The organism is Pseudoroseicyclus sp. H15 (genome assembly GCF_054353345.1).
Map to the genome: position 1 here is coordinate 353,984 of NZ_JBTHJE010000001.1, position 17,769 is coordinate 371,752.

Below are 17,769 nucleotides of genomic sequence, written 5' to 3' on the forward strand. Positions count from 1 at the left end.
CTATTTGCCGATGCAGAAGCTCGAGAAGATCTCGTCCAGCAGATTTTCCACCCCGACCCGGCCGATCAGCATGTCGAGGGCTCGCATGGCCTCTCTCAGCCGTTCGGCGGCCAATTCGGCCCGATCGGAGCCCGCTCTTACCTCACCTTCAGCCGATTCCAAAGCCCCCGCGGCGGCCTGAACGGCACGAAGCTGCCGCTGCCGGTGGATGGTCGCCGCTCCGGCCACGCGCCGCTGAAGCCGTGCCCCAATTTCCTCAAGCAGCGCGCTCACCCCCTGCCCCGTCTTGCCAGAGACCCCTTCGCCGCCAAGGTCGGCCTTGCCGCTCACGATCAGATCGTCCGCCTCCGGCGTAAGCAGCGGCACGTCGCCAGCCTCGTCCAGCAGGAATACCCGCAGGTCCGCAGCAGCTGCCCGCTCAAGTGCACGAGAGACACCGATCCTCTCGACCTCGTCCTCCGCTTCCCGCAAACCGGCGGTATCCAGAAGGGTCACGGGCAGCCCGCCCACGTCCATCCGCACCTCGATCACGTCGCGAGTGGTCCCGGCCACACGGCTGGTAATCGCCGCCTCGCGCCGCGCCATTGCGTTGAGAAGCGTCGACTTTCCGGCATTCGGCCGTCCGACGATGGCCACTTCGAACCCCTCGCGCAGCCGCTCCGCCGCCCCGTATCCAGAGACTTCTGCGCGCAGCTCCGGCAGAACCTGGCCGATCAACGCGAGAACCTCTGGCGCCACATCGACCGGCACCTCCTCGTCGGCGAAGTCGATGGTCGCCTCGATCAGCGCCGCCGCCCGCACCAGCGCCTCCCGCCAGCCAGCCGCCTTGCCCCCGAGCGCCCCGGCCAGCACCCGCACCGCCTGGCGCCGCTGCGCCTCGGTCTCGGCCTCCACCAGATCGGCCAGCCCCTCCACCTGCGCCAGGTCGAGCCGCCCGTTCTCCAGCGCCCGCCGGGTGAACTCCCCGGCCTCGGCGGGCCGCAGCCCCTCCGCCTCGCTAAGGGCGGCCAGCAAGGCAGCAACAACTGCCCGGCTCCCATGGCAGTGCAGCTCCACCACCGCCTCGCCCGTGTAGCTCCGCCCAGGCTCGAAGGTCAGCAGCAGCGCTTCGTCGATCAGCCCATCAGGGCCGTTCAACCTCGCCAACCGCCGCCCCTGCACGGGAAGCGGCCCAGCCAGGGCCTCCACCGCAGCCCGAGCCTCCGGCCCAGAAACGCGAACCACCGCCAGCCCGGCTTTTCCGGCGGCGGTGGCAGGGGCGAAGATGGTATCCATTCGCCTATCTCACTGAAATATAAATGTTTTAGGTGTTCATCGAGTCGAAGAAGTCAGAATTCGTCTTGGTCTGCTTCAGCTTCGAAATCAGGAACTCGATGGCATCCGTCGTACCCATCGGGTTCAGGATCCGCCGCAGCACATAGGTTTTCTGCAGATCGGCCTTGTCGACCAGCAGATCCTCCTTCCGCGTACCGGACTTCAGGATGTCCATCGCCGGGAACACCCGCTTATCGGCCACCTTCCGGTCGAGCACGATCTCGCTGTTACCGGTGCCCTTGAACTCCTCGAAGATCACCTCGTCCATCCGGCTGCCTGTATCGATCAGCGCCGTCGCGATGATCGTCAGCGAGCCGCCCTCCTCGATGTTCCGCGCCGCACCAAAGAAGCGCTTAGGCCGCTGCAGCGCGTTGGCGTCCACACCACCGGTTAGCACCTTGCCCGACGACGGCACCGTCGTGTTGAAGGCCCGGCCGAGGCGCGTGATCGAGTCGAGCAGGATCACGACGTCGCGCTTGTGCTCCACCAACCGCTTGGCCTTCTCGATGACCATCTCGGAGACGGCCACGTGCCGCTGCGCCGGCTCGTCGAAGGTCGACGAGACGACCTCCCCCTTCACCGAACGCTGCATGTCCGTCACCTCCTCGGGCCGCTCGTCGATGAGCAGCACGATCAGGTAGGCCTCGGGGTGGTTCACCTCGATGGACCGCGCAATATTCTGCAAAAGCACCGTCTTGCCCGTCCGCGGCGGGGCCACGATCAGGCCACGCTGGCCTTTGCCGATCGGCGCCACAAGGTCGATGATCCGCGCCGAGCGATCCTTGCTGGCCGCGTCATTCTCGATTTCCATGTTCAGCCGCTCATCGGGGTAAAGCGGCGTGAGGTTGTCGAAGGCCACCTTGTGGCGGGCGCGTTCCGGGTCCTCGAAATTGATGCTCTCCACGCTGGTCAGCGCGAAGTAGCGCTCGTTCTCGCCCGGCTCGGCGATAACGCCCTCAACGGTGTCACCCGTGCGCAGCGAATATTGGCGGATCATGTCGGGGCTGACGTAAATGTCATCCGGGCCCGGCAAATAGTTCGCCTCGGGGCTGCGCAGAAAGCCGAAGCCGTCCTGCAGCACTTCCAGCACACCGTCACCGCCGATCACCCAATCGTCTTCGGCCCGCTCCTTCAGGATGGCGAACATCATGTCGCCCTTGCGCATGGTCGAGGCGTTCTCGATTTCCAGCTCTTCCGCCAGCGCGAGAAGATCCTTGGGGCTCTGGGCCTTCAGGTCGGCAAGATTCAGGCGCTCTTCGGGCATGGGGATACTCATGATGGGGCGGGTGCTCCCGCCGCTGGTCTGAAAGATCGGATGGTGCGGTCCCCGGACGGGGCGCAAGAGCTCAGATAAGGCCGCCAGAGCGCCAAGTCAATCCGGCGGGCCAGCGGAGGCCGCGCGGGCGCAGCCCGGCTCTCAGCGCCCCTCTCCTGCCGGTCTCAGCAAGCCTTCAGAACGGCCGGGCGATCACCATCACCACGATGACGATCAGCAGCACCGTCGGCACCTCGTTCACCATTCGGTAAACGCGCCCTGTCCGCGTGTTCGTGCCGGCTTCGAATTCCCGCAGCCGGGCGGAGAGCCAGCCATGCAGCCCCGTCATCCCCAGCACGGCTGCCGCCTTCACCCAGGGCCAGATCTCATGCCAATCGATCACGCCCGGGGTGAACACCAGCATCAGCCCGAAGAGCCAGGTCGCGATCATCGCCGGGTTCATGATGGCCTTGAGCAGCCGCCGCTCCATCACGCGAAACGTGCTCTCCAGCTCCGAGCCGCTCTTGGCGCGCTCGGCGTGGTACACGAACAGCCGCGGCAGGTAGAACATGCCCGCCATCCAGGCGACGACCGAGATCACATGCAGCGACTTCGTCGTCGGATAAAACCAGGTGAGAAAATCTCCGATCATGGCAGGCACTCCTTCGCCTCTCCTCAACCAAAGATTCTTAAGAAAGGAAAGTAGTGGTGGTTGTAGGGGCTGTGGGTAACCCACTGCTCCGAAGTTCTTCGCAGCTTTACCCACAGGTGGGGATGGTCCGGAGCGGCGAGATGAACGAATCGGAAACCTGACAAGCCACTGATATTTTTCATAAAGATTCGCAGATGACGCAGCAGTCTCTTAATTGACTCTCCGGATTGCTCCACAGCGCGCCCGAGTCCCTCACATTCCCCGACTTGTTCCTATCCACCGTGGGGGACTCGGGGCCCCTCTCCGCCGAAGCGCCGTCAAGGCCATGGGCAAATCGGCCGGGGCGTGGCATTCAGACGATCCACGCACCCGGTCTCCCGCGCTTGTCCCCCATGTCATCCACAGCCCTCATCCTTGCCTCCGGTTCCGCCATCCGCGCCGCCTTGCTCAAGCAGGTGCGTCTGCCGTTCGAAGTGGTCACCGCCCGCGTCGACGAGGTGGCGATCCGCGAAGCGCTGGCCGCCGACGGCGCCAAGCCGCGAGACATCGCCGATGCGCTGGCAGAAGCGAAAGCGCGCAAGGTCGCCGGCCGGCATGACAGCCGCATTGTGCTCGGCGCCGATCAGGTGCTCGTCCACCAGGGCGAGGTGCTCGCCAAGCCCGAAAGCCGCGACGAGGCGGCGGCCCAGCTCGACCGCCTCGCCGGGCAGACGCATGAGCTGCTCTCCGCCGCCGTGCTTTACGATCAGGGTGAGCCCATCTGGCGTCACATCACTCGCGCGCGTCTGACGATGCATGCGCTCACCGCTGCCGAAATCGAAGCTTACCTCGCCCGCACCTGGCCCGGCGTCGGCGACAGCGTCGGCGCCTACAAGATCGAGGAGGAGGGGCTGGCGCTCTTCAGCGACATTCAGGGCGATCAGGCCACCATCCTGGGTTTGCCGCTGCTGCCCCTCTTGTCATACCTGCGGCTTCGCGGAACATATCCGGCATGAGCGAACATTCCTTTCCCCTCGCCGGTGTCCTCGGTCACCCGATCGGACATTCGCGCTCGCCGCAGCTGCACCGCCACTGGCTGAAAACCTATGGAATTAAGGGCGATTACGTCGCCCTGCCGGTCAGCGAAGACAATCTGAAAGATGTGCTGGCCGCCATGCCCAAGATGGGCTTCGTCGGCTGCAACGTCACGATCCCCCACAAGGTCGCGGTGCTCGACATCGCCGACCATATCTCTGACCGCGCCACGTTGCTCGGCGCCGCCAACACGCTGATCTTTCGCGCCGATGGCGGCATCCATGCCGACAATACCGATGGCGTGGGCTTTCTCGCGAATATCCGCCAGCACGCGCCCGATTGGTCGGCCGCTACCGGCCCCTGCTGCGTGCTCGGCGCCGGCGGCGCGGCCCGCGCGGTCATCGGCGCGCTCATCGAGGATGGCGCGACAGAAATCCTGCTGAGCAACCGCACGAGGCCCAAGGCCGAGGCGCTGAAGCAGGATTTCGGCAGCAAGATCACCGTGGTCGACTGGGTGCAGGCCGGCAATGCCATCGAAGATGCCCAGACCATCGTGAACTGCACCTCGCTCGGCATGCAGGGCTGCCCCGAACTGCGCGTGCCGCTCGACGGGCTCTCGCCGGGCAAGCTGGTGACCGATCTCGTCTACCAGCCCCTCCGCACCCGCCTTCTGACAGAGGCCGAGGAGGCCGGGTGTACCACCGTCGATGGCCTGGGCATGCTGCTGCACCAGGCCGTGCCGGGGTTCGAGCGCTGGTTCGGCGTGAAACCCGAGGTGGATGACGCCGCCCGCGCCGCCGCCCTCGGCCAATGACGCGGCTGGGTCTTACCGGCTCCATCGGTACCGGCAAAAGCACCACCGCGGCGATGTTCGCCGACGAAGGGGTGGCCATCTGGGATGCCGATGCCGCCGTGCACCGGCTCTACGCGCCCGGTGGCGATGGGGCGGAGGTGCTGCGAGGCGACTTCCCCGACGCGATTACATCCGAAGGCGGGGTCGACCGCCCTGCCCTCGCTGCCCTTGTCACCGCCGATCCGGCGGCGCTGAAACGGCTTGAGGCACTGGTGCATCCGCTCGTCGCGGACGACCGCGCGCGTTTCCTTGCCGAAACAACCGCCCCCGTCACCCTCTGCGACATCCCCCTGCTCTTCGAGACCGGGCTGGAGGGGCTTTTCGACAAGACGATCACCACATCCTGCCCACCCGAGATGCAGCGCGAGCGCGTCCTCGCCCGCCCGGGGATGACGGAGGAGAAGTTCGCCGCCATCCTCGCCCGGCAGATGCCGGATGCCGAAAAGCGGGCCCGGGCGGATTTCACCGTCGTCACCGATACGCTAGACCATGCCCGCGCCCAGGTGCGGGCCATCCTCAAGGAGATCGCCGATGCGTGAGATCGTCCTCGACACCGAAACCACCGGCTTCGAGCCCGAAACCGGCGACCGCATCGTCGAGATCGGCGCCGTAGAGCTGAATGGCCATATCCCCACGGGCCGCACCTACCACAAATACCTCAACCCCCAACGCGACATGCCGCAGGAGGCGTTCGAGGTGCACGGGTTGAGCGAGGAATTCCTTCGCGACAAGCCGCTCTTCGCCGATCTCGCCGATGAGTTTCTCGCCTTCGTGGGCGATGCCAAGCTCGTCATCCACAACGCCGCCTTTGACATGAAATTCCTCAATGCCGAGCTTCGCTGGGCCGGCAAGCCGCTGCTGCCGATGGAGCAGAGCATCGACACCGTCGCCATCGCGCGGCGCAAGTTCCCGGGCTCGCCCGCCTCGCTCGATGCGCTCTGCCGCCGCTTCGGCATCGACAATTCGTCGCGCACCCTGCACGGGGCCCTGCTCGACAGCGAGATCCTGGCGGAGGTGTATCTTGAGCTGATCGGCGGCCGGCAGCCCGACCTGGTGCTCGGCGGGCCGGCCAGCAGCAACACGCCAGGCAGCGCCACGGCCTGGCGCCCCCAGCCGCGTCCCCAGCGCCTGCCGCCCCGGCTGACAGAGTCGGAGCGTGCGGCGCATGAGGCGTTCGTGGAGAAGATCGGCGAGGGCGCGCTCTGGCGTCAGGCCTGAGCGCGGCCCAGCCCGATCAGGCGTCAGCAGTCGGCGTTTCGCCGGCGGCCTTCTGCGCCTCAAGCCGGCGCTGCATGTCGGCGCGATAGAGGCTGACGAAATCGATGTTTTCGAGGTTCACGGCCGGGAAGCCACCATCGCGCGTCATGTCAGAGACGATGCGGCGCAGATAGGGGAAGGTCAGGCGCGGGCATTCGATCATCAGGTAGGGGTGCAGCTGCTCTTGCGCGACGCCCTTGATCTCGAAGATGCCGGCGTACTCGACTTCCATGTGGAAGAGCACGGTCTCGGTGCCTTTGGCCTTGGAGGTGATCTTCAGCTTGGTGATGACCTCGTAGGTATCCTCGCCGCGCTTGCGGGCATCGAGGTTCACCTGCACTGAGACTTCCGGCACGGCGTCGGGCTGGGCGCCCTTCTGGCTGAGCACGTTCTCGAAAGACAGGTCGCGGATGAACTGCGCGAGAACGCGCTGGCTGATCTGCTGCTGGGGTTGCTGAGGGGCGGCGCCGTTGGGCGCGCTGCCGTTCGGTTGGGTCTCGGGCGTATCGGCCATGTCGGGCTCCCGTTGTTATAAATCGCGTTTGCGTAACAGGCGGCGCCCCGCGCCTCAACGCAAAAGCCCGCTATGTGCGGCTTTGGCGTTAGTGACGTGTCCAGCCAGAGGGTTCGTGCGTCGGCCGTTTGCCGGGCGTCACCTCTTCGAAATCGGCGTCGATGATGTCGCCGCTCTGGGGCGCGCGCGGGTCGTGCTGCGGTTGAGCCGTACCGTAGGTGAAGCTCTGCGCCACCACCCGCTCGCGCACATGCTTGAACACGAAGCGCCGCACCTGCGGCACCAACAGCGCGAAGCCGCATGCATCGGTGAAGAAGCCGGGCGTCAGCAAAAGGGCGCCCGAGACGAGGATCATAGCCCCGTGGGCCAGAGGCTCGGACGGGTCGCGCAGCTCGTTGAAGCTGCGCTTGAGGTCATTGATGGCCCGCGCGCCCTCGCGCCGCACCAGATAGGTGCCGAGCAGGGCGGTGATGACCACGATGGCCAGCGTCGGCCAGAGCCCGATCAGACCGCCCACCTGGATGAACAGCGCGATCTCGATGATGGGTACAGCCAGAAAGGCCGCGAAAAGCCACATGGCTCAACCTCCTCTGGGCCCGGTTGGGCCTTTTCTGTCAGGGGCCAAGGTGGACTTGGCCCCTCGCCCGCCCTAGATAGGGTCTGTATGCCTCATCGCAACGCCGAACTGTCGAAAGTCGACTCTCCATGAACGGTCCGATCCTTCAATTACTGGTTCTCGCCGGTATCGCCATCTTCTTGATCCTGCGCCTGCGCAGCGTGCTCGGCACGCGCGAAGGCTTCGAGAAAAAGGCCGTGAAGGGGCAGACCGACAAGCGCCTCTCACGCCCTGAACTGGAAGTGATCGAGGGCGGCCCCGACCGTGATATCATCGATCATGTGCCGGAAAACTCGCCCTCGGCCAAAGCCCTGGCCGAGATGAAGCGCGCCGACCCGTCCTTCTCGGTCGGCGAGTTCCTGCACGGGGCGCGCGGCGCCTATGAGATGATCCTGATGGCCTTCGAGCATGGCGATCTAGCCAGTGTGCGGGCCTTCCTGTCGGATGACGTCTACGCCGCCTTCGCCCATGTGGTGGAAGAGCGTGAGCGTGAGGGCCTGCAGATCGAAGCCAAGTTCGAGGGCCTGTCTGAGCTGTCGCTCAAGGAAGCGGAGTATGACGAGCAGACCGGCGCCGGTGACCTCACCGTGCGCTTCGTGGGCGAGCTCATCTGGGCCGTGCGTGACCGTGCCGGCGATATCGTCGATGGCTCGCTGACCGACCGGCGCCGCCAGCGCGATGTCTGGACGTTCTCTCGCGACATGAAGAGCGACGATCCCAACTGGCAATTGGTCGCCACTGGCGAATGATCCGCTGGGCTGTCGCAGGCCTGGCGCTTCTCATCGCGGGGGCCGCCTATCCCATGCCGACCGCCCGCATCCTCTCTTTCGATGACCTCTCCGGCTGGGAGGACGACGACCACGCTGCGGCTTTGGACGTCTTCCTCTCCACCTGCGGCGACATGCGGGGCCGCGACTGGGCGACGCTCTGCGCCTTCGGGCGCACGGGGCCGGACGCGAAGGCGTTCTTCGAGCGCTTCTTCCTGCCCGTCGAGCTGGAGAGCGATACACCCGCGCTCTTCACCGGCTATTACGAGCCGGAGCTGCGCGGCGACCGCTTTCGCAGCGATTACTACCACGTCCCCCTCTACGCCCCGCCGCCGGAGCTGCCCGACAGCGGCCCCTGGCTGACGCGCCGCGAGATCGAGGAGAGCGGGATACTCGATGACCGAGGCCTTGCCCTGGCCTGGGTAGCCGACCCGGTGGATGCCTTTTTCCTGCAGATCCAGGGCTCTGGCCGCATCCGCCTGCCGGGGGGAGAGCTGATGCGGCTGGGTTATGCCGCCGCCAACCGGCGCGAATACAGCTCGATCGGCGAGGCGCTCATCGCCCGTGGCATCTTCGAGCCGCATGAGGTGTCGTTCGACCGTATCCGCGCCTGGGTGCGCGCCAACCCCGATGAGGGTCTGGACCTGCTGCGCAGCAATTCCTCCTACGTGTTCTTCCGCCGGGTCGACGATGTGCCCGCCGACAAGGGCCCGCTCGGCGCCATGAACCGCTCCGTCACGCCCATGCGCACGCTGGCCGTCGACCCGGCCTATGTGCCGCTCGGCGCGCCGGTCTGGATGGAGAAGCAGGGCGACGAGCCGATGCAGCGGCTGATGATCGCGCAGGACACCGGCTCGGCCATCAAGGGGCCGCAGCGGGCCGATATCTTCTTCGGCACCGGGCGCGCCGCAGGCAGCGCCGCCGGCAACATCCGCGATGGCGGGCGGATGGTGATGCTCCTGCCCATCCAGCTCGCCCATGCCCTTGCGGCGGATGCGGAGACGGAGATCCGCTGATGCGCCGGCCCAGACATCTCTCGCCAGAGGAGCGCCGCCTCTGGGACAGCATCGCGCGCCAGGCCGAGCCGATGCATCCCAAGGCCCCGGCCCCTCCGCCCACTCCGGCGCCCAAGCCAGAGCGCCCCGCGTCCAGGCCCGAGCCTCGTCGCAACGCGCCGCTGCCGCCCTTCCGCATGGGCGAGAAGGCGGCGCCGAAGCCGGTGAAGGACGACCTCGCCCCCAGCATGGCTGAGGCGCTGCGCGCCAAGCCGCCCACGATGGACAACAAGGCCCACAGGCGCCTGACCCGCGGCAAACTGAAGCCCGATGCCCGCATCGACCTGCACGGCATGACGGCGGCCGAGGCGCACCCCTATCTCACCAGCTTCCTGCTGACGGCCCATGCCCAGGGGCACCGACTGGTGCTGGTGATCACCGGCAAGGGCAAGCGCCGCGACGAGCTGGCGCCCATGCCGGTGCGCCAGGGCGTGCTGCGCCACAACGTGCCGCACTGGCTGGCGCTGCCGCCGCTGCGCACCATCGTCATGCAGATCACGCCGGCCCATATCCGCCATGGCGGAGAAGGGGCCTATTACGTGTATCTACGCCGGCATCGCTGAGGGGCGGGCGAAGAGGCTGAGTGCCACCCAGGCGAGCAGGGCCGCCACGGCGAAATAAAGCGCGAAGGCCATGAACTGCGCCTCCATCCCGATACCGCGGTCGAGCAGCCAGCCCGAGATGCCGGGGCCGAGCGCCGAGCCGAAGACCATGATCGAGGCGTTGACCGACTTGATCGCCCCGATGAAGCGCGTCCCATACACATCCGCCCAGAAGGCCGCGACGACGGTGCCCGCCAGCCCCATGCCCATGCCGACGAAGCAGAGGGCCACGGCGGCGCCCAGAAGGCTCTCGGCCCGGGCCATCAGCACGAAGGCGATGATGAAGGGGATGAGGAACAGCCGGAGCATCCGCATCGGCCCGAACCGGTCGATGGCGATGCCGGAGGCCAGCGTGGTGCTGACGGAGACGGCGGTGAAGAGCGGCAGCAGGGCGACGAAGCCCGCCAGCGTCCACCCCTTCTCGGCCACCAGCTCGACCTGCTGGAACCACAGCACCGTGCCCCAGCTCGGCGGGCCAAGCAGCAGCGGCACCAGGCACCAGAACAGCGGATGGCGCAGCATCTCGCCCCGTGTCCAGTGCCGGTTACTGATGCCGGCGCTCTCCTCGCCCGTCGCGAAGCTCTGCGGGCTGCGCTCGGCGCGCAGGAGCCGCAGGATCACCGGCAGCATCACCAGCACCAGCCCGGCGGCGACCACCCAGAGCCAGCGCCAGGCCATCACCTCGGCCAGCGCCACGAAGGTGATCGGCAGAACCGCCTGCCCGAGCGCGAATCCCATGGCGGCGATGGAAAGCGCCCGCCCGCGCGTGGCGACGAACCAGCGCGCCATGGCGACGGTGGAGAGCTGACTCATCATGCCCTGCCCGAAGAAGCGCAGCGCGAAGATGGTGCCCAGCAGCATGGCGATGCCGGCGAGGTTCGCCATTGCTAGACAGGCCAGCGCCAGCCCGCCCATCACCGCGATGGCCAGATGCCGCACGCGAAACCGGTCAGTGAGCGCCCCGGCCCAGAGCATCAGCGCCGCCGAGGCGGTGGTGCCGATCGTATAGAGCCCGCCCCACTGGCCATGGCTGAGCCCCAGCTCACCCCGGATCTGATCGGAGAACAGCGCGATGAAGAAGGTCTGCCCGTAGGAGGAGCTGAACGACAGGAGCACCCCGGCAAGCAGGAAGAGCCAGTTGTCGCGGATGAAGGTGAAAAAAGACATGGAGGCCTTCCTCTGCCGCTTTGGCGGGAAAGGGAAGGGTGCGCCGTGTGGAGAGCGGGGAGGGGGGCTGTCTGCCCCCCGTCGCCAGAGGCGACTCCCCCCGAGGATTTTCTTGGAGCAAAGACTGGGGGGCGGTGGCGGGCCGCGCTCGGCAGAGGATCGGGCGGCGGGCATGGGGCAGGCGGAGCGTTGGAAGAGGGGGCGCGCGCGGTTTTTCGAGCGCGCGCGCCTTGGATCAGAGTACGTACCGGCTGAGGTCTGAGCTGCGCGCGAGATCGCCGACGTTCTTCTCGACGAAGGCCTCGTCGACCACCACCTTCTCGCCGCCCTTGTCGGGGGCGGTGAAGCTGAGCTCTTCGAACACACGCTCCATGATCGTGTAGAGGCGGCGGGCGCCGATGTTCTCGACGCTCTCGTTCACCTCGGCCGCGATGCGGGCGAGGGCGTGGATGCCGTCGTCGGTGAAGGTGACTTCGACCTCCTCGGTGCCCATCAGGGCGGTGTATTGCAGCGTGAGGGCGTTGTCCGTTTCCGTCAGGATGCGGACGAAATCCTCCTCGGTCAGCGCGCGCAGCTCGACGCGGATCGGCAGGCGGCCCTGCAGCTCGGGCAGCAGGTCGCTCGGCTTGGCGACGTGGAAGGCACCCGAGGCGATGAAGAGGATGTGGTCGGTGCGGACAGGCCCGTGCTTGGTGGAGACATTGGTGCCCTCGATCAGCGGCAGCAGATCGCGCTGCACGCCCTCGCGGGAGACATCGGCACCGCGCGCTTCTGACTTGGCGCAGACCTTGTCGATCTCGTCGATGAAGACGATGCCGTTCTCTTCGACGCTCTCGAGCGCGGCGCGCTTGACCGCCTCGTCATCGAGCAGCTTGTCGGCCTCGTCGGCGATCAGCACGTCGTAGCTGTCGGCAACGCGCATCTTCTTCGTCACCGTGCGTTGCCCAAAGGCCTTGCCGAAGATGTCGCCCAGATTCATTCCGCCGCCCATCATGCCGGGCTGGCCGGGAATCTCGAACATGCCGCCGGGCTGCGAATTGTCGGCCACCTCCAGCTCGACGACCTTGTCATCGAGCTCGCCGGCGCGAAGCTTGGTGCGGAACATCTCGCGCGTCTGGTCGCGGGCATTCTCGCCGGCCAGCGCTTCGATCACCCGGTCTTCGGCGGCCTGCTGCGCGCGGGCCTTCACATCTTCGCGCATCTGCTCGCGGGTCTGCAGGATGGCGCTGTCGACGAGATCGCGGATGATCTGCTCGACATCGCGGCCCACGTAGCCGACCTCGGTGAACTTGGTGGCCTCGACCTTGAGGAAGGGCGCGCGCGCCAGCTTGGCCAGGCGACGCGAGATCTCTGTCTTGCCGACGCCGGTGGGGCCGATCATCAGGATATTCTTGGGGAACACCTCTTCGCGCAGCGAAGCCGGCAGCTGTTTGCGCCGCCAGCGGCTGCGCAGGGCAACGGCTACGGCGCGCTTGGCTTCCTTCTGGCCGATGATGAAACGATCGAGCTCCGAGACGATCTCGCGCGGCGTGAGGTCTGACATACTGTACTCCGGGTTTAACCGGCGACTTAGGCGGCGATGCGCCATTTTCCAACCCCGCCGCTGGCCAAACCGCGCGACGGGGCGGTACAGTCAGCGGATGTTGCAGACTGAAGACCCGGAATGAAGTCCTTCCTATCCAAGTTCTTTCGAGCCCCGACCCCCAGCTTCGATGCCCCGCTCGCCCCCGACCAGCCGCTCGCGCTGATCGGCGATGTGCATGGATGCGATACGCTGCTGGACGGCATGCTTACCCGGCTGGACGACGAGGCGCCGGGCCATCAGATCGTGCTTCTCGGCGATTACATCGACCGGGGCGAGCAATCGGCGCAGGTGCTGCGAAGGCTGATAGGCCTGCAGAATGCCATCTGTCTGATGGGCAATCACGAGGCCATGTGCCTGGATTTCCTGGAAAAACCGCGGCGGACCGGGGATCGCTGGTTGCGCAACGGCGGGCTGCAGACGCTCGCTTCCTTCGGGATCGGCGGGCTGGGGCTGACACCCTCGCCGGAACAGCTGAAGGCCGCGGCGGCGGAGCTGAAAGAGGCCATGGGCCCGGAGATGATCACCTGGATGGAACGGCTGCGCGCCAGCTACATCAGCGGCAACGTTGCCGCCATCCACGCCGGCGGCGACCCGGAGGTGCCGATTGAGGAGCAGGACGAGGCGGCCTGTCTTTGGGGCGCGCCCGGCTTTATGACGACGCCGCGGCAGGACGGAATGTGGGTGGTGCACGGCCATGTCATCGTGCCCGAGCCCAGCGTGGTGCTGGGCCGAATCGCCCTGGATACGGGTGCCTATGCGACAGGTTGCCTAACGGCTGCTCTCATTAACGGGTCAAACGTGCATTTCTTGCAGCACAGAAATAACAATTCGGCCTGAGCCAATTAAGGCTGTTCAACAAAGCAGGCCGTCTGAGTTAAGATTTTGCCAAATCGGCCGCCCCGGGTGGCCAGCCAAAGAGACCGAGGGGCGGATGACACCGATTTCGATGACGCTGCGCGCCACATTGCTGGGCTGTGCACTTTCCATGGCCGGATGCGGCGTGACCTATTTCAGCCCGACGGTGAGCGACCAGGTGACCGGCCTCGACGTGCGCGTGCTGCCCGTCACCCCGGAATCGGTTTTGCTTGCAAATCGGCAGCCTTACGCGCCCCGCAGCCTGCCCGCCTATTTCAGCCAGGTCGCCGGCGGCGGCACGCCGCGCGGGATTGGGGCGCTGCCGTCCTCGCCGCAGGTGCCCGACCTGACGCCGGGCCAGCTGTCTCTGCGCCCGCCGCCGTCGGCTGACGATACCTCCTACCGAATCGGTGTGGGCGATCAGATCCGCCTGGCGACGCGGGCGCGCGAAGACGTGCTCGACCCGCTGTCGGCCGATGTGGCCGGCCAGAACGTGCGGCAGGATTACACGGTGCGAGACGATGGCGCCGTCACCATCCCCGAGATCGGCACCATCGAGATGGCGGGCCTGACCATCGAGCAGGCCGAGGCGCAGCTCTTCGATCGCTTCATCCAGGGCGGGATAGACCCGAGCTTCAGCCTCGAGGTGTCGAACTTCAATTCGCAATACGTCAACATCGGCGGCGCGGTGACGAACGACACCCGCGTGCCGGTGGCGCTGACCCTGCCCACCATCAACGATGCCATTACCGCCGCCGGCGGCATCCAGGTGGCCAACCCGGAATTCGCCTCGATCCGCATCTATCGCGACGGCACGCTCTATGAGATCCCGCTGGAAGATTATCGCGACCGGGCCGATCTGCAGAACATCCGCCTGACGGATGGAGATTCGGTGTTCGTCGATACGGGCTACGATCTCGACCGCGCGCTCGACTTCTATCAGCAGCAGATCCAGCTCACGACGCTGGAGTCGAGCGCCCGCGCTCAAGCGCTGAGCGAGCTGTCGACAGAGATCGGCCTGCGCCGCGCCGCGCTGAACGAGGTGCGTGCGAACTACCAGGCCCAGCTCGATCTCGGTGCTATCGAATTCGATTACGTCTATCTCGCCGGCGAGGTGACCAACCAGGGTCGCCAGCCGCTGCCTCTGAACCAGCAGGCGTCACTGGCCGATGTGCTTTACGGCAATGGTGGCTTCCAGACGGCCACTGGCAACCCGGCGCAGATCTACGTGCTTCGCGCTTCGTCCGACCCGCGCGAATTCGGCGCGGTCACGGCCTGGCATCTCGATGCCTCCAACGCCATCAACCTGACGCTGGCGACGCGGATGGAGATGCGACCCGACGACATCATCTTCATCGAAGAGCAGCCGATCACACGTTGGAACCGCGCGTTGCAGCAGTTCTTCCCGGTGCTTCTCAACTCGGCCGCCGGAGCTCTCGAATAATCGTCCGCGCGCAGGCGAAACGATTGAATTTAGCTAAGATTCGAAGGTTGAGAGCCGCGTAAGATATTCATGCTTCCTTCTCACCTGCCGCGAAGCGGTGAGTGAGTTGAGGGGGTAGATTATCATGCGATTCTCTTTTTGGGCCCGCTGCCGCACTGCGGCGGCGATTCTGCAGCTTTGCCTGGCGCTGAGCGCCGGCTTGATTGTCTTGCCGGCGAGCGCCCTGGCAGAGGTAACCTATCCGCCGCTGGTCGTGGGCAATGACCGGGGCGGTCTCGTCGATACGCGGGCGCGCTTCGTTCGCCAGCTGATGGCTTCGGGCCAGCGCGTCGAGATACGCGGCAACATCTGCTATTCGGCCTGCACTCTCTATCTGGGCGCGAGCGATGTCTGCGTCTCGCCAAGTACCAGCTTTGGCTTTCACGGCCCTAGCAGCTACGGGGCGCCGCTGCCGCCGCAGATGTTCGAGCACTGGTCCAACGTTATGGCGCAGTTCTATCGCGAACCGCTGCGCAGCTGGTTCATGCAGGACGCGAGGTACCTGCGTATCAGCATGCGCCACATCTCGGGGCAGGAGCTGATCCGCATGGGTTACCGCAGCTGCTGACCAGAAAACGAAAGCGCCGCGACCCGGGAAGGGACGCGGCGCAAAACTCCGGGCCTTGGCCCGCTAAGCTTAGTTGGTCGTGTTCGGGGTCGAGCCACCAACGGCATTGCCGGCCGCGATCGCACCAACCGTCGTAACGGCAACGATACCGAGTTGCGCAGCGATACCACCGAAGGCGGTTACACCCGCGCCCAGGCCACCAGCCGCAGCGCCGCCGACGCCGGCGCCCGCGCCGCCAGCTCCGCCGGCACCACCGTTGAACAGATTACGAAGGCGCGGGAAGCTGTCCTGCGTCACGCCAACCGCGTCGCCACAGGTGACCAGCAGGTTGCCAGACACGGAATCGAGCGAGGCGGAGGTGACGGCACCAGAGCCGCAAGCGCCGGATTGGGTGGCGATGCTCATCAGGTCATCGGCCATGGCGGGGGCCGCGCCAAGGGTGAGGGCGGTGGCCGCAATCGTCAGAAACTTGGTCATATATTTTCCTTCTCAGTCTCAGGCTTCGTTGTGCCCCAGGATCAGGGCGCGAATAAACAGGTTCGCCTACCAATGCACTTCAAAATGTATGCGCCGCGCCTTTTGGGCGCGGCGCATCAGAGCCGGTTACCCGGTATTAGTTCGTTGTGTTCGGCGTCGCGCCGCCAACAGCGTTGCCGGCTGCGATGCTGCCAGCGGTAAGACCGACCGACAGAGCGAGCTGAGCGAAGACGCCGCCGAAGGCGGTGACGCCACCAGCCGCACCAGCCGCACCAGCCGCAGCGCCGCCGACGCCGGCACCAGCGCCGCCACCGTTAAGCAGATTGCGAAGGCGCGGGAAGCTGTCTTGCGTCACGCCAACGGGGTCGCCGCAGGTGACGAGGATGCTGCCGCCGGCATCGAGAGTCGCCGAAGTCACAGCGCCAGAGCCGCAAGCTCCGGACTGCATGGCGATATCCATGACGGAGTCAGCGTAGACGGGGGCGGAGCCGAGCGCGAGCGCGGTGGCGCCGATAATCATCAAACGGTTCATTGTTACTAATCCTCAAGGTGGGCGAAGCTGTCCCAGCGTTAACACAAGCAGCCCCGGCCTGCATAGCGGCGCGGGCGACATCATTTGTCCGTTTCGGAATATCGAAGCCTGTTTCGGCGCGAAATGCGCAATAAAGCGCCAATCGTGGTGGCGCTTTTGCCGCAATGCGGCGCGAAAGATCAGCCGCTGATTCGCTCCACGGTCAGATTGCCGTTCGTATAGACGCAGATATCGGCGGCGATGGCCATGGCCCGGCGCGCAATCTCCTCGGCGCTATGCTCGCTGTCCATCAGGGCGCGGGCCGCCGCGAGCGCGTAATTCCCGCCGGAGCCGATGGCGGTGACGTCATGCTCGGGCTCCAGCACGTCGCCGGCGCCGGTGATGACGAACAGGTCCTTGCCGTCGGTGACGATCAGCATTGCCTCGAGCTTTTGCAGGTATTTATCGGTCCGCCAGTCCTTCGCGAGCTCGACACTGGCGCGCTGCAGCTGGCCGGGCGTGGCCTCCAGCTTCTTCTCAAGCCGCTCCAGCAGGGCGAAGGCATCCGCCGTCGAGCCGGCGAACCCGGCGACGACCTCACGCCCGCCCGGGGCGAGCCGGCGCACCTTGGTGGCGGTGCCCTTGATGACGGTCTGGCCGAGGGTCACCTGGCCGTCGCCGGCGACGACGACCTCGCCGCCCTTGCGCACGCCGATGATCGTTGTGCCGTGCCAGCCGGGAAATTCGCTGTCTGCCATGGGAAAGCCTCCTTCCCGGCGGATATGGGGGCCGGGGCGAAAATGAAAAGGGCGCCCGAAGGCGCCCTGGTATTCAGATGATCGGCAATCAGATCGCGCTGTCGATCCAGCTTTTCAGCGCGGCCTTCGGCGCCGCACCGGCGCGGGAAGACACGGGCTGGCCGCCGGAGAAGACGAACAGCGCCGGAATGCCGCGCACACCCATCTGGGCGGGGGTATCCGGGTTTTCGTCAACGTTGACTTTGACGACCTTCAGCTTGTCGCCGTATTCCTCGGAAAGTTCTTCGAGGGCCGGGCCGATCTGCTTGCAGGGGCCGCACCACTCTGCCCAGAAATCGACGACGACGGGGACGTCGGCATTGCGAACTTCGGATTCGAATGTCGCGTCAGTGACGGGTATCGTGGCCATGGAAGCCTCCTAGCACAAGATGTCGAGGGCTGAACGTAGGTAGGCCCCCAACCCGCG

The 17,769-nt window shown here is 66.0% G+C and carries 21 protein-coding genes; 10 read left to right on the top strand and 11 right to left on the bottom strand.

The annotated features are described in order from the left end of the window. The 3 genes from mnmE to hemJ all read right to left on the bottom strand — a co-directional run bounded on the left by mnmE (nucleotide 1) and on the right by hemJ (nucleotide 3,221). Nucleotides 1-1,275, bottom strand: a complete 1,275-nt coding sequence (mnmE, locus tag ACXN5S_RS01600) for a tRNA uridine-5-carboxymethylaminomethyl(34) synthesis GTPase MnmE (protein WP_458603633.1) — start codon at nucleotides 1,273-1,275, stop codon at nucleotides 1-3. 28 nt (nucleotides 1,276-1,303) lie between these two features. After that, nucleotides 1,304-2,578 carry a transcription termination factor Rho gene (gene rho, locus ACXN5S_RS01605; protein WP_458604068.1) on the bottom strand — a complete coding sequence of 425 codons (1,275 nt, stop codon included), beginning with the start codon at nucleotides 2,576-2,578 and terminating at the stop codon, nucleotides 1,304-1,306. 187 nt (nucleotides 2,579-2,765) lie between these two features. After that, nucleotides 2,766-3,221: a protoporphyrinogen oxidase HemJ gene (gene hemJ, locus ACXN5S_RS01610; RefSeq protein ID WP_458603634.1), complete on the bottom strand. Its 456-nt coding sequence runs from the start codon at nucleotides 3,219-3,221 to the stop codon at nucleotides 2,766-2,768. Nucleotides 3,222-3,613: 392 nt separating this feature from the next. Here hemJ and ACXN5S_RS01615 point away from each other — a divergent pair, with 392 nt between their 5' ends. The 4 genes from ACXN5S_RS01615 to dnaQ are packed head-to-tail and all read left to right on the top strand — an operon-like array spanning nucleotide 3,614 to nucleotide 6,306. Beyond that, on the top strand, nucleotides 3,614-4,216 hold the full coding sequence (locus tag ACXN5S_RS01615; protein ID WP_458603635.1) for a Maf family protein: 603 nt from the start codon (nucleotides 3,614-3,616) through the stop codon (nucleotides 4,214-4,216). Then, entirely contained in the window at nucleotides 4,213-5,049 is an 837-nt protein-coding gene (locus tag ACXN5S_RS01620; protein WP_458603636.1) for a shikimate dehydrogenase, read from the top strand. The genes ACXN5S_RS01615 and ACXN5S_RS01620 overlap by 4 nt, the downstream gene beginning before the upstream one ends. After that, nucleotides 5,046-5,627, top strand: a complete 582-nt coding sequence (gene coaE / locus ACXN5S_RS01625; protein WP_458603637.1) for a dephospho-CoA kinase — start codon at nucleotides 5,046-5,048, stop codon at nucleotides 5,625-5,627. Before ACXN5S_RS01620 ends, coaE begins: the two co-directional genes overlap by 4 nt. Beyond that, nucleotides 5,620-6,306 (top strand): DNA polymerase III subunit epsilon, encoded by a 687-nt coding sequence (gene dnaQ, locus ACXN5S_RS01630; protein ID WP_458603638.1) that lies wholly within the window; start codon nucleotides 5,620-5,622, stop codon nucleotides 6,304-6,306. Before coaE ends, dnaQ begins: the two co-directional genes overlap by 8 nt. A 16-nt stretch (nucleotides 6,307-6,322) precedes the next feature. Here the strand turns inward: dnaQ and secB are convergent, their stop codons facing one another. Next, nucleotides 6,323-6,859: a protein-export chaperone SecB gene (secB, locus tag ACXN5S_RS01635; RefSeq protein WP_458603639.1), complete on the bottom strand. Its 537-nt coding sequence runs from the start codon at nucleotides 6,857-6,859 to the stop codon at nucleotides 6,323-6,325. Between the two features lie 88 nt (nucleotides 6,860-6,947). After that, entirely contained in the window at nucleotides 6,948-7,436 is a 489-nt protein-coding gene (locus tag ACXN5S_RS01640) for an FxsA family protein (RefSeq protein ID WP_458603640.1), read from the bottom strand. Nucleotides 7,437-7,564: 128 nt separating this feature from the next. Here ACXN5S_RS01640 and ACXN5S_RS01645 point away from each other — a divergent pair, with 128 nt between their 5' ends. Genes ACXN5S_RS01645 through ACXN5S_RS01655 form a run of 3 tightly spaced genes read left to right on the top strand, consistent with a single transcriptional unit; the run spans nucleotide 7,565 to nucleotide 9,860 of the window. After that, on the top strand, nucleotides 7,565-8,224 hold the full coding sequence (locus ACXN5S_RS01645) for a Tim44/TimA family putative adaptor protein (protein ID WP_458603641.1): 660 nt from the start codon (nucleotides 7,565-7,567) through the stop codon (nucleotides 8,222-8,224). Further along, entirely contained in the window at nucleotides 8,221-9,258 is a 1,038-nt protein-coding gene (mltA, locus tag ACXN5S_RS01650) for a murein transglycosylase A (RefSeq protein ID WP_458603642.1), read from the top strand. The genes ACXN5S_RS01645 and mltA overlap by 4 nt, the downstream gene beginning before the upstream one ends. Next, entirely contained in the window at nucleotides 9,258-9,860 is a 603-nt protein-coding gene (locus ACXN5S_RS01655; RefSeq protein ID WP_458603643.1) for a Smr/MutS family protein, read from the top strand. The genes mltA and ACXN5S_RS01655 overlap by 1 nt, the downstream gene beginning before the upstream one ends. On the opposite strand, the gene ACXN5S_RS01660 is transcribed toward ACXN5S_RS01655, so the two are convergent. Continuing rightward, nucleotides 9,843-11,066, bottom strand: a complete 1,224-nt coding sequence (locus tag ACXN5S_RS01660) for an MFS transporter (protein ID WP_458603644.1) — start codon at nucleotides 11,064-11,066, stop codon at nucleotides 9,843-9,845. The two genes, ACXN5S_RS01655 and ACXN5S_RS01660, sit on opposite strands and share 18 nt — an antisense overlap. Before the next feature lie 235 nt (nucleotides 11,067-11,301). Then, the gene (hslU, locus tag ACXN5S_RS01665; RefSeq protein WP_458603645.1) at nucleotides 11,302-12,609 is read right to left on the bottom strand and encodes an ATP-dependent protease ATPase subunit HslU; all 1,308 of its coding nucleotides are present in this window, start codon (nucleotides 12,607-12,609) and stop codon (nucleotides 11,302-11,304) included. Between the two features lie 120 nt (nucleotides 12,610-12,729). Here hslU and ACXN5S_RS01670 point away from each other — a divergent pair, with 120 nt between their 5' ends. The 3 genes from ACXN5S_RS01670 (at nucleotide 12,730) to ACXN5S_RS01680 (ending at nucleotide 15,557) form a co-directional block, all read left to right on the top strand. Then, nucleotides 12,730-13,488 (top strand): metallophosphoesterase, encoded by a 759-nt coding sequence (locus ACXN5S_RS01670; RefSeq protein ID WP_458603646.1) that lies wholly within the window; start codon nucleotides 12,730-12,732, stop codon nucleotides 13,486-13,488. A 94-nt stretch (nucleotides 13,489-13,582) separates the two neighbouring features. Next, complete coding sequence (locus ACXN5S_RS01675; RefSeq protein ID WP_458603647.1) at nucleotides 13,583-14,950, top strand: polysaccharide biosynthesis/export family protein; 1,368 nt, start codon at nucleotides 13,583-13,585, stop codon at nucleotides 14,948-14,950. A 124-nt stretch (nucleotides 14,951-15,074) separates the two neighbouring features. After that, nucleotides 15,075-15,557: a hypothetical protein gene (locus tag ACXN5S_RS01680; RefSeq protein ID WP_458603648.1), complete on the top strand. Its 483-nt coding sequence runs from the start codon at nucleotides 15,075-15,077 to the stop codon at nucleotides 15,555-15,557. Between the two features lie 69 nt (nucleotides 15,558-15,626). Here the strand turns inward: ACXN5S_RS01680 and ACXN5S_RS01685 are convergent, their stop codons facing one another. The 4 genes from ACXN5S_RS01685 to trxA all read right to left on the bottom strand — a co-directional run bounded on the left by ACXN5S_RS01685 (nucleotide 15,627) and on the right by trxA (nucleotide 17,712). After that, on the bottom strand, nucleotides 15,627-16,034 hold the full coding sequence (locus ACXN5S_RS01685; RefSeq protein ID WP_458603649.1) for a hypothetical protein: 408 nt from the start codon (nucleotides 16,032-16,034) through the stop codon (nucleotides 15,627-15,629). Nucleotides 16,035-16,170: 136 nt separating this feature from the next. Continuing rightward, nucleotides 16,171-16,566, bottom strand: coding sequence for a hypothetical protein (locus ACXN5S_RS01690; RefSeq protein WP_458603650.1), 396 nt, complete (start codon nucleotides 16,564-16,566; stop codon nucleotides 16,171-16,173). A gap of 179 nt (nucleotides 16,567-16,745) precedes the next feature. Continuing rightward, nucleotides 16,746-17,303 (bottom strand): ATP-dependent protease subunit HslV, encoded by a 558-nt coding sequence (hslV, locus tag ACXN5S_RS01695; protein ID WP_458603651.1) that lies wholly within the window; start codon nucleotides 17,301-17,303, stop codon nucleotides 16,746-16,748. An 88-nt stretch (nucleotides 17,304-17,391) separates the two neighbouring features. Further along, the gene (gene trxA, locus ACXN5S_RS01700; RefSeq protein ID WP_458603652.1) at nucleotides 17,392-17,712 is read right to left on the bottom strand and encodes a thioredoxin; all 321 of its coding nucleotides are present in this window, start codon (nucleotides 17,710-17,712) and stop codon (nucleotides 17,392-17,394) included. Between the last annotated feature and the right edge of the window lie 57 nt (nucleotides 17,713-17,769).

What these genes read in the sequence shown, in the direction of transcription:
- ACXN5S_RS01640 (WP_458603640.1), bottom strand. Translation starts at nt 7,436, where the DNA reads ATGTGGCTTTTCGCGGCCTTTCTGGCTGTACCCATCATCGAGATCGCG.
- ACXN5S_RS01660 (WP_458603644.1), bottom strand. Translation starts at nt 11,066, where the DNA reads ATGTCTTTTTTCACCTTCATCCGCGACAACTGGCTCTTCCTGCTTGCC.
- mnmE (WP_458603633.1), bottom strand. Translation starts at nt 1,275, where the DNA reads ATGGATACCATCTTCGCCCCTGCCACCGCCGCCGGAAAAGCCGGGCTG.
- secB (WP_458603639.1), bottom strand. Translation starts at nt 6,859, where the DNA reads ATGGCCGATACGCCCGAGACCCAACCGAACGGCAGCGCGCCCAACGGC.
- hemJ (WP_458603634.1), bottom strand. Translation starts at nt 3,221, where the DNA reads ATGATCGGAGATTTTCTCACCTGGTTTTATCCGACGACGAAGTCGCTG.
- rho (WP_458604068.1), bottom strand. Translation starts at nt 2,578, where the DNA reads ATGCCCGAAGAGCGCCTGAATCTTGCCGACCTGAAGGCCCAGAGCCCC.
- mltA (WP_458603642.1), top strand. Translation starts at nt 8,221, where the DNA reads ATGATCCGCTGGGCTGTCGCAGGCCTGGCGCTTCTCATCGCGGGGGCC.
- hslU (WP_458603645.1), bottom strand. Translation starts at nt 12,609, where the DNA reads ATGTCAGACCTCACGCCGCGCGAGATCGTCTCGGAGCTCGATCGTTTC.
- ACXN5S_RS01670 (WP_458603646.1), top strand. Translation starts at nt 12,730, where the DNA reads ATGAAGTCCTTCCTATCCAAGTTCTTTCGAGCCCCGACCCCCAGCTTC.
- ACXN5S_RS01645 (WP_458603641.1), top strand. Translation starts at nt 7,565, where the DNA reads ATGAACGGTCCGATCCTTCAATTACTGGTTCTCGCCGGTATCGCCATC.
- hslV (WP_458603651.1), bottom strand. Translation starts at nt 17,303, where the DNA reads ATGGCAGACAGCGAATTTCCCGGCTGGCACGGCACAACGATCATCGGC.
- trxA (WP_458603652.1), bottom strand. Translation starts at nt 17,712, where the DNA reads ATGGCCACGATACCCGTCACTGACGCGACATTCGAATCCGAAGTTCGC.
- coaE (WP_458603637.1), top strand. Translation starts at nt 5,046, where the DNA reads ATGACGCGGCTGGGTCTTACCGGCTCCATCGGTACCGGCAAAAGCACC.
- ACXN5S_RS01675 (WP_458603647.1), top strand. Translation starts at nt 13,583, where the DNA reads ATGACACCGATTTCGATGACGCTGCGCGCCACATTGCTGGGCTGTGCA.
- ACXN5S_RS01680 (WP_458603648.1), top strand. Translation starts at nt 15,075, where the DNA reads ATGCGATTCTCTTTTTGGGCCCGCTGCCGCACTGCGGCGGCGATTCTG.
- dnaQ (WP_458603638.1), top strand. Translation starts at nt 5,620, where the DNA reads ATGCGTGAGATCGTCCTCGACACCGAAACCACCGGCTTCGAGCCCGAA.
- ACXN5S_RS01685 (WP_458603649.1), bottom strand. Translation starts at nt 16,034, where the DNA reads ATGACCAAGTTTCTGACGATTGCGGCCACCGCCCTCACCCTTGGCGCG.
- ACXN5S_RS01655 (WP_458603643.1), top strand. Translation starts at nt 9,258, where the DNA reads ATGCGCCGGCCCAGACATCTCTCGCCAGAGGAGCGCCGCCTCTGGGAC.
- ACXN5S_RS01615 (WP_458603635.1), top strand. Translation starts at nt 3,614, where the DNA reads ATGTCATCCACAGCCCTCATCCTTGCCTCCGGTTCCGCCATCCGCGCC.
- ACXN5S_RS01690 (WP_458603650.1), bottom strand. Translation starts at nt 16,566, where the DNA reads ATGAACCGTTTGATGATTATCGGCGCCACCGCGCTCGCGCTCGGCTCC.
- ACXN5S_RS01620 (WP_458603636.1), top strand. Translation starts at nt 4,213, where the DNA reads ATGAGCGAACATTCCTTTCCCCTCGCCGGTGTCCTCGGTCACCCGATC.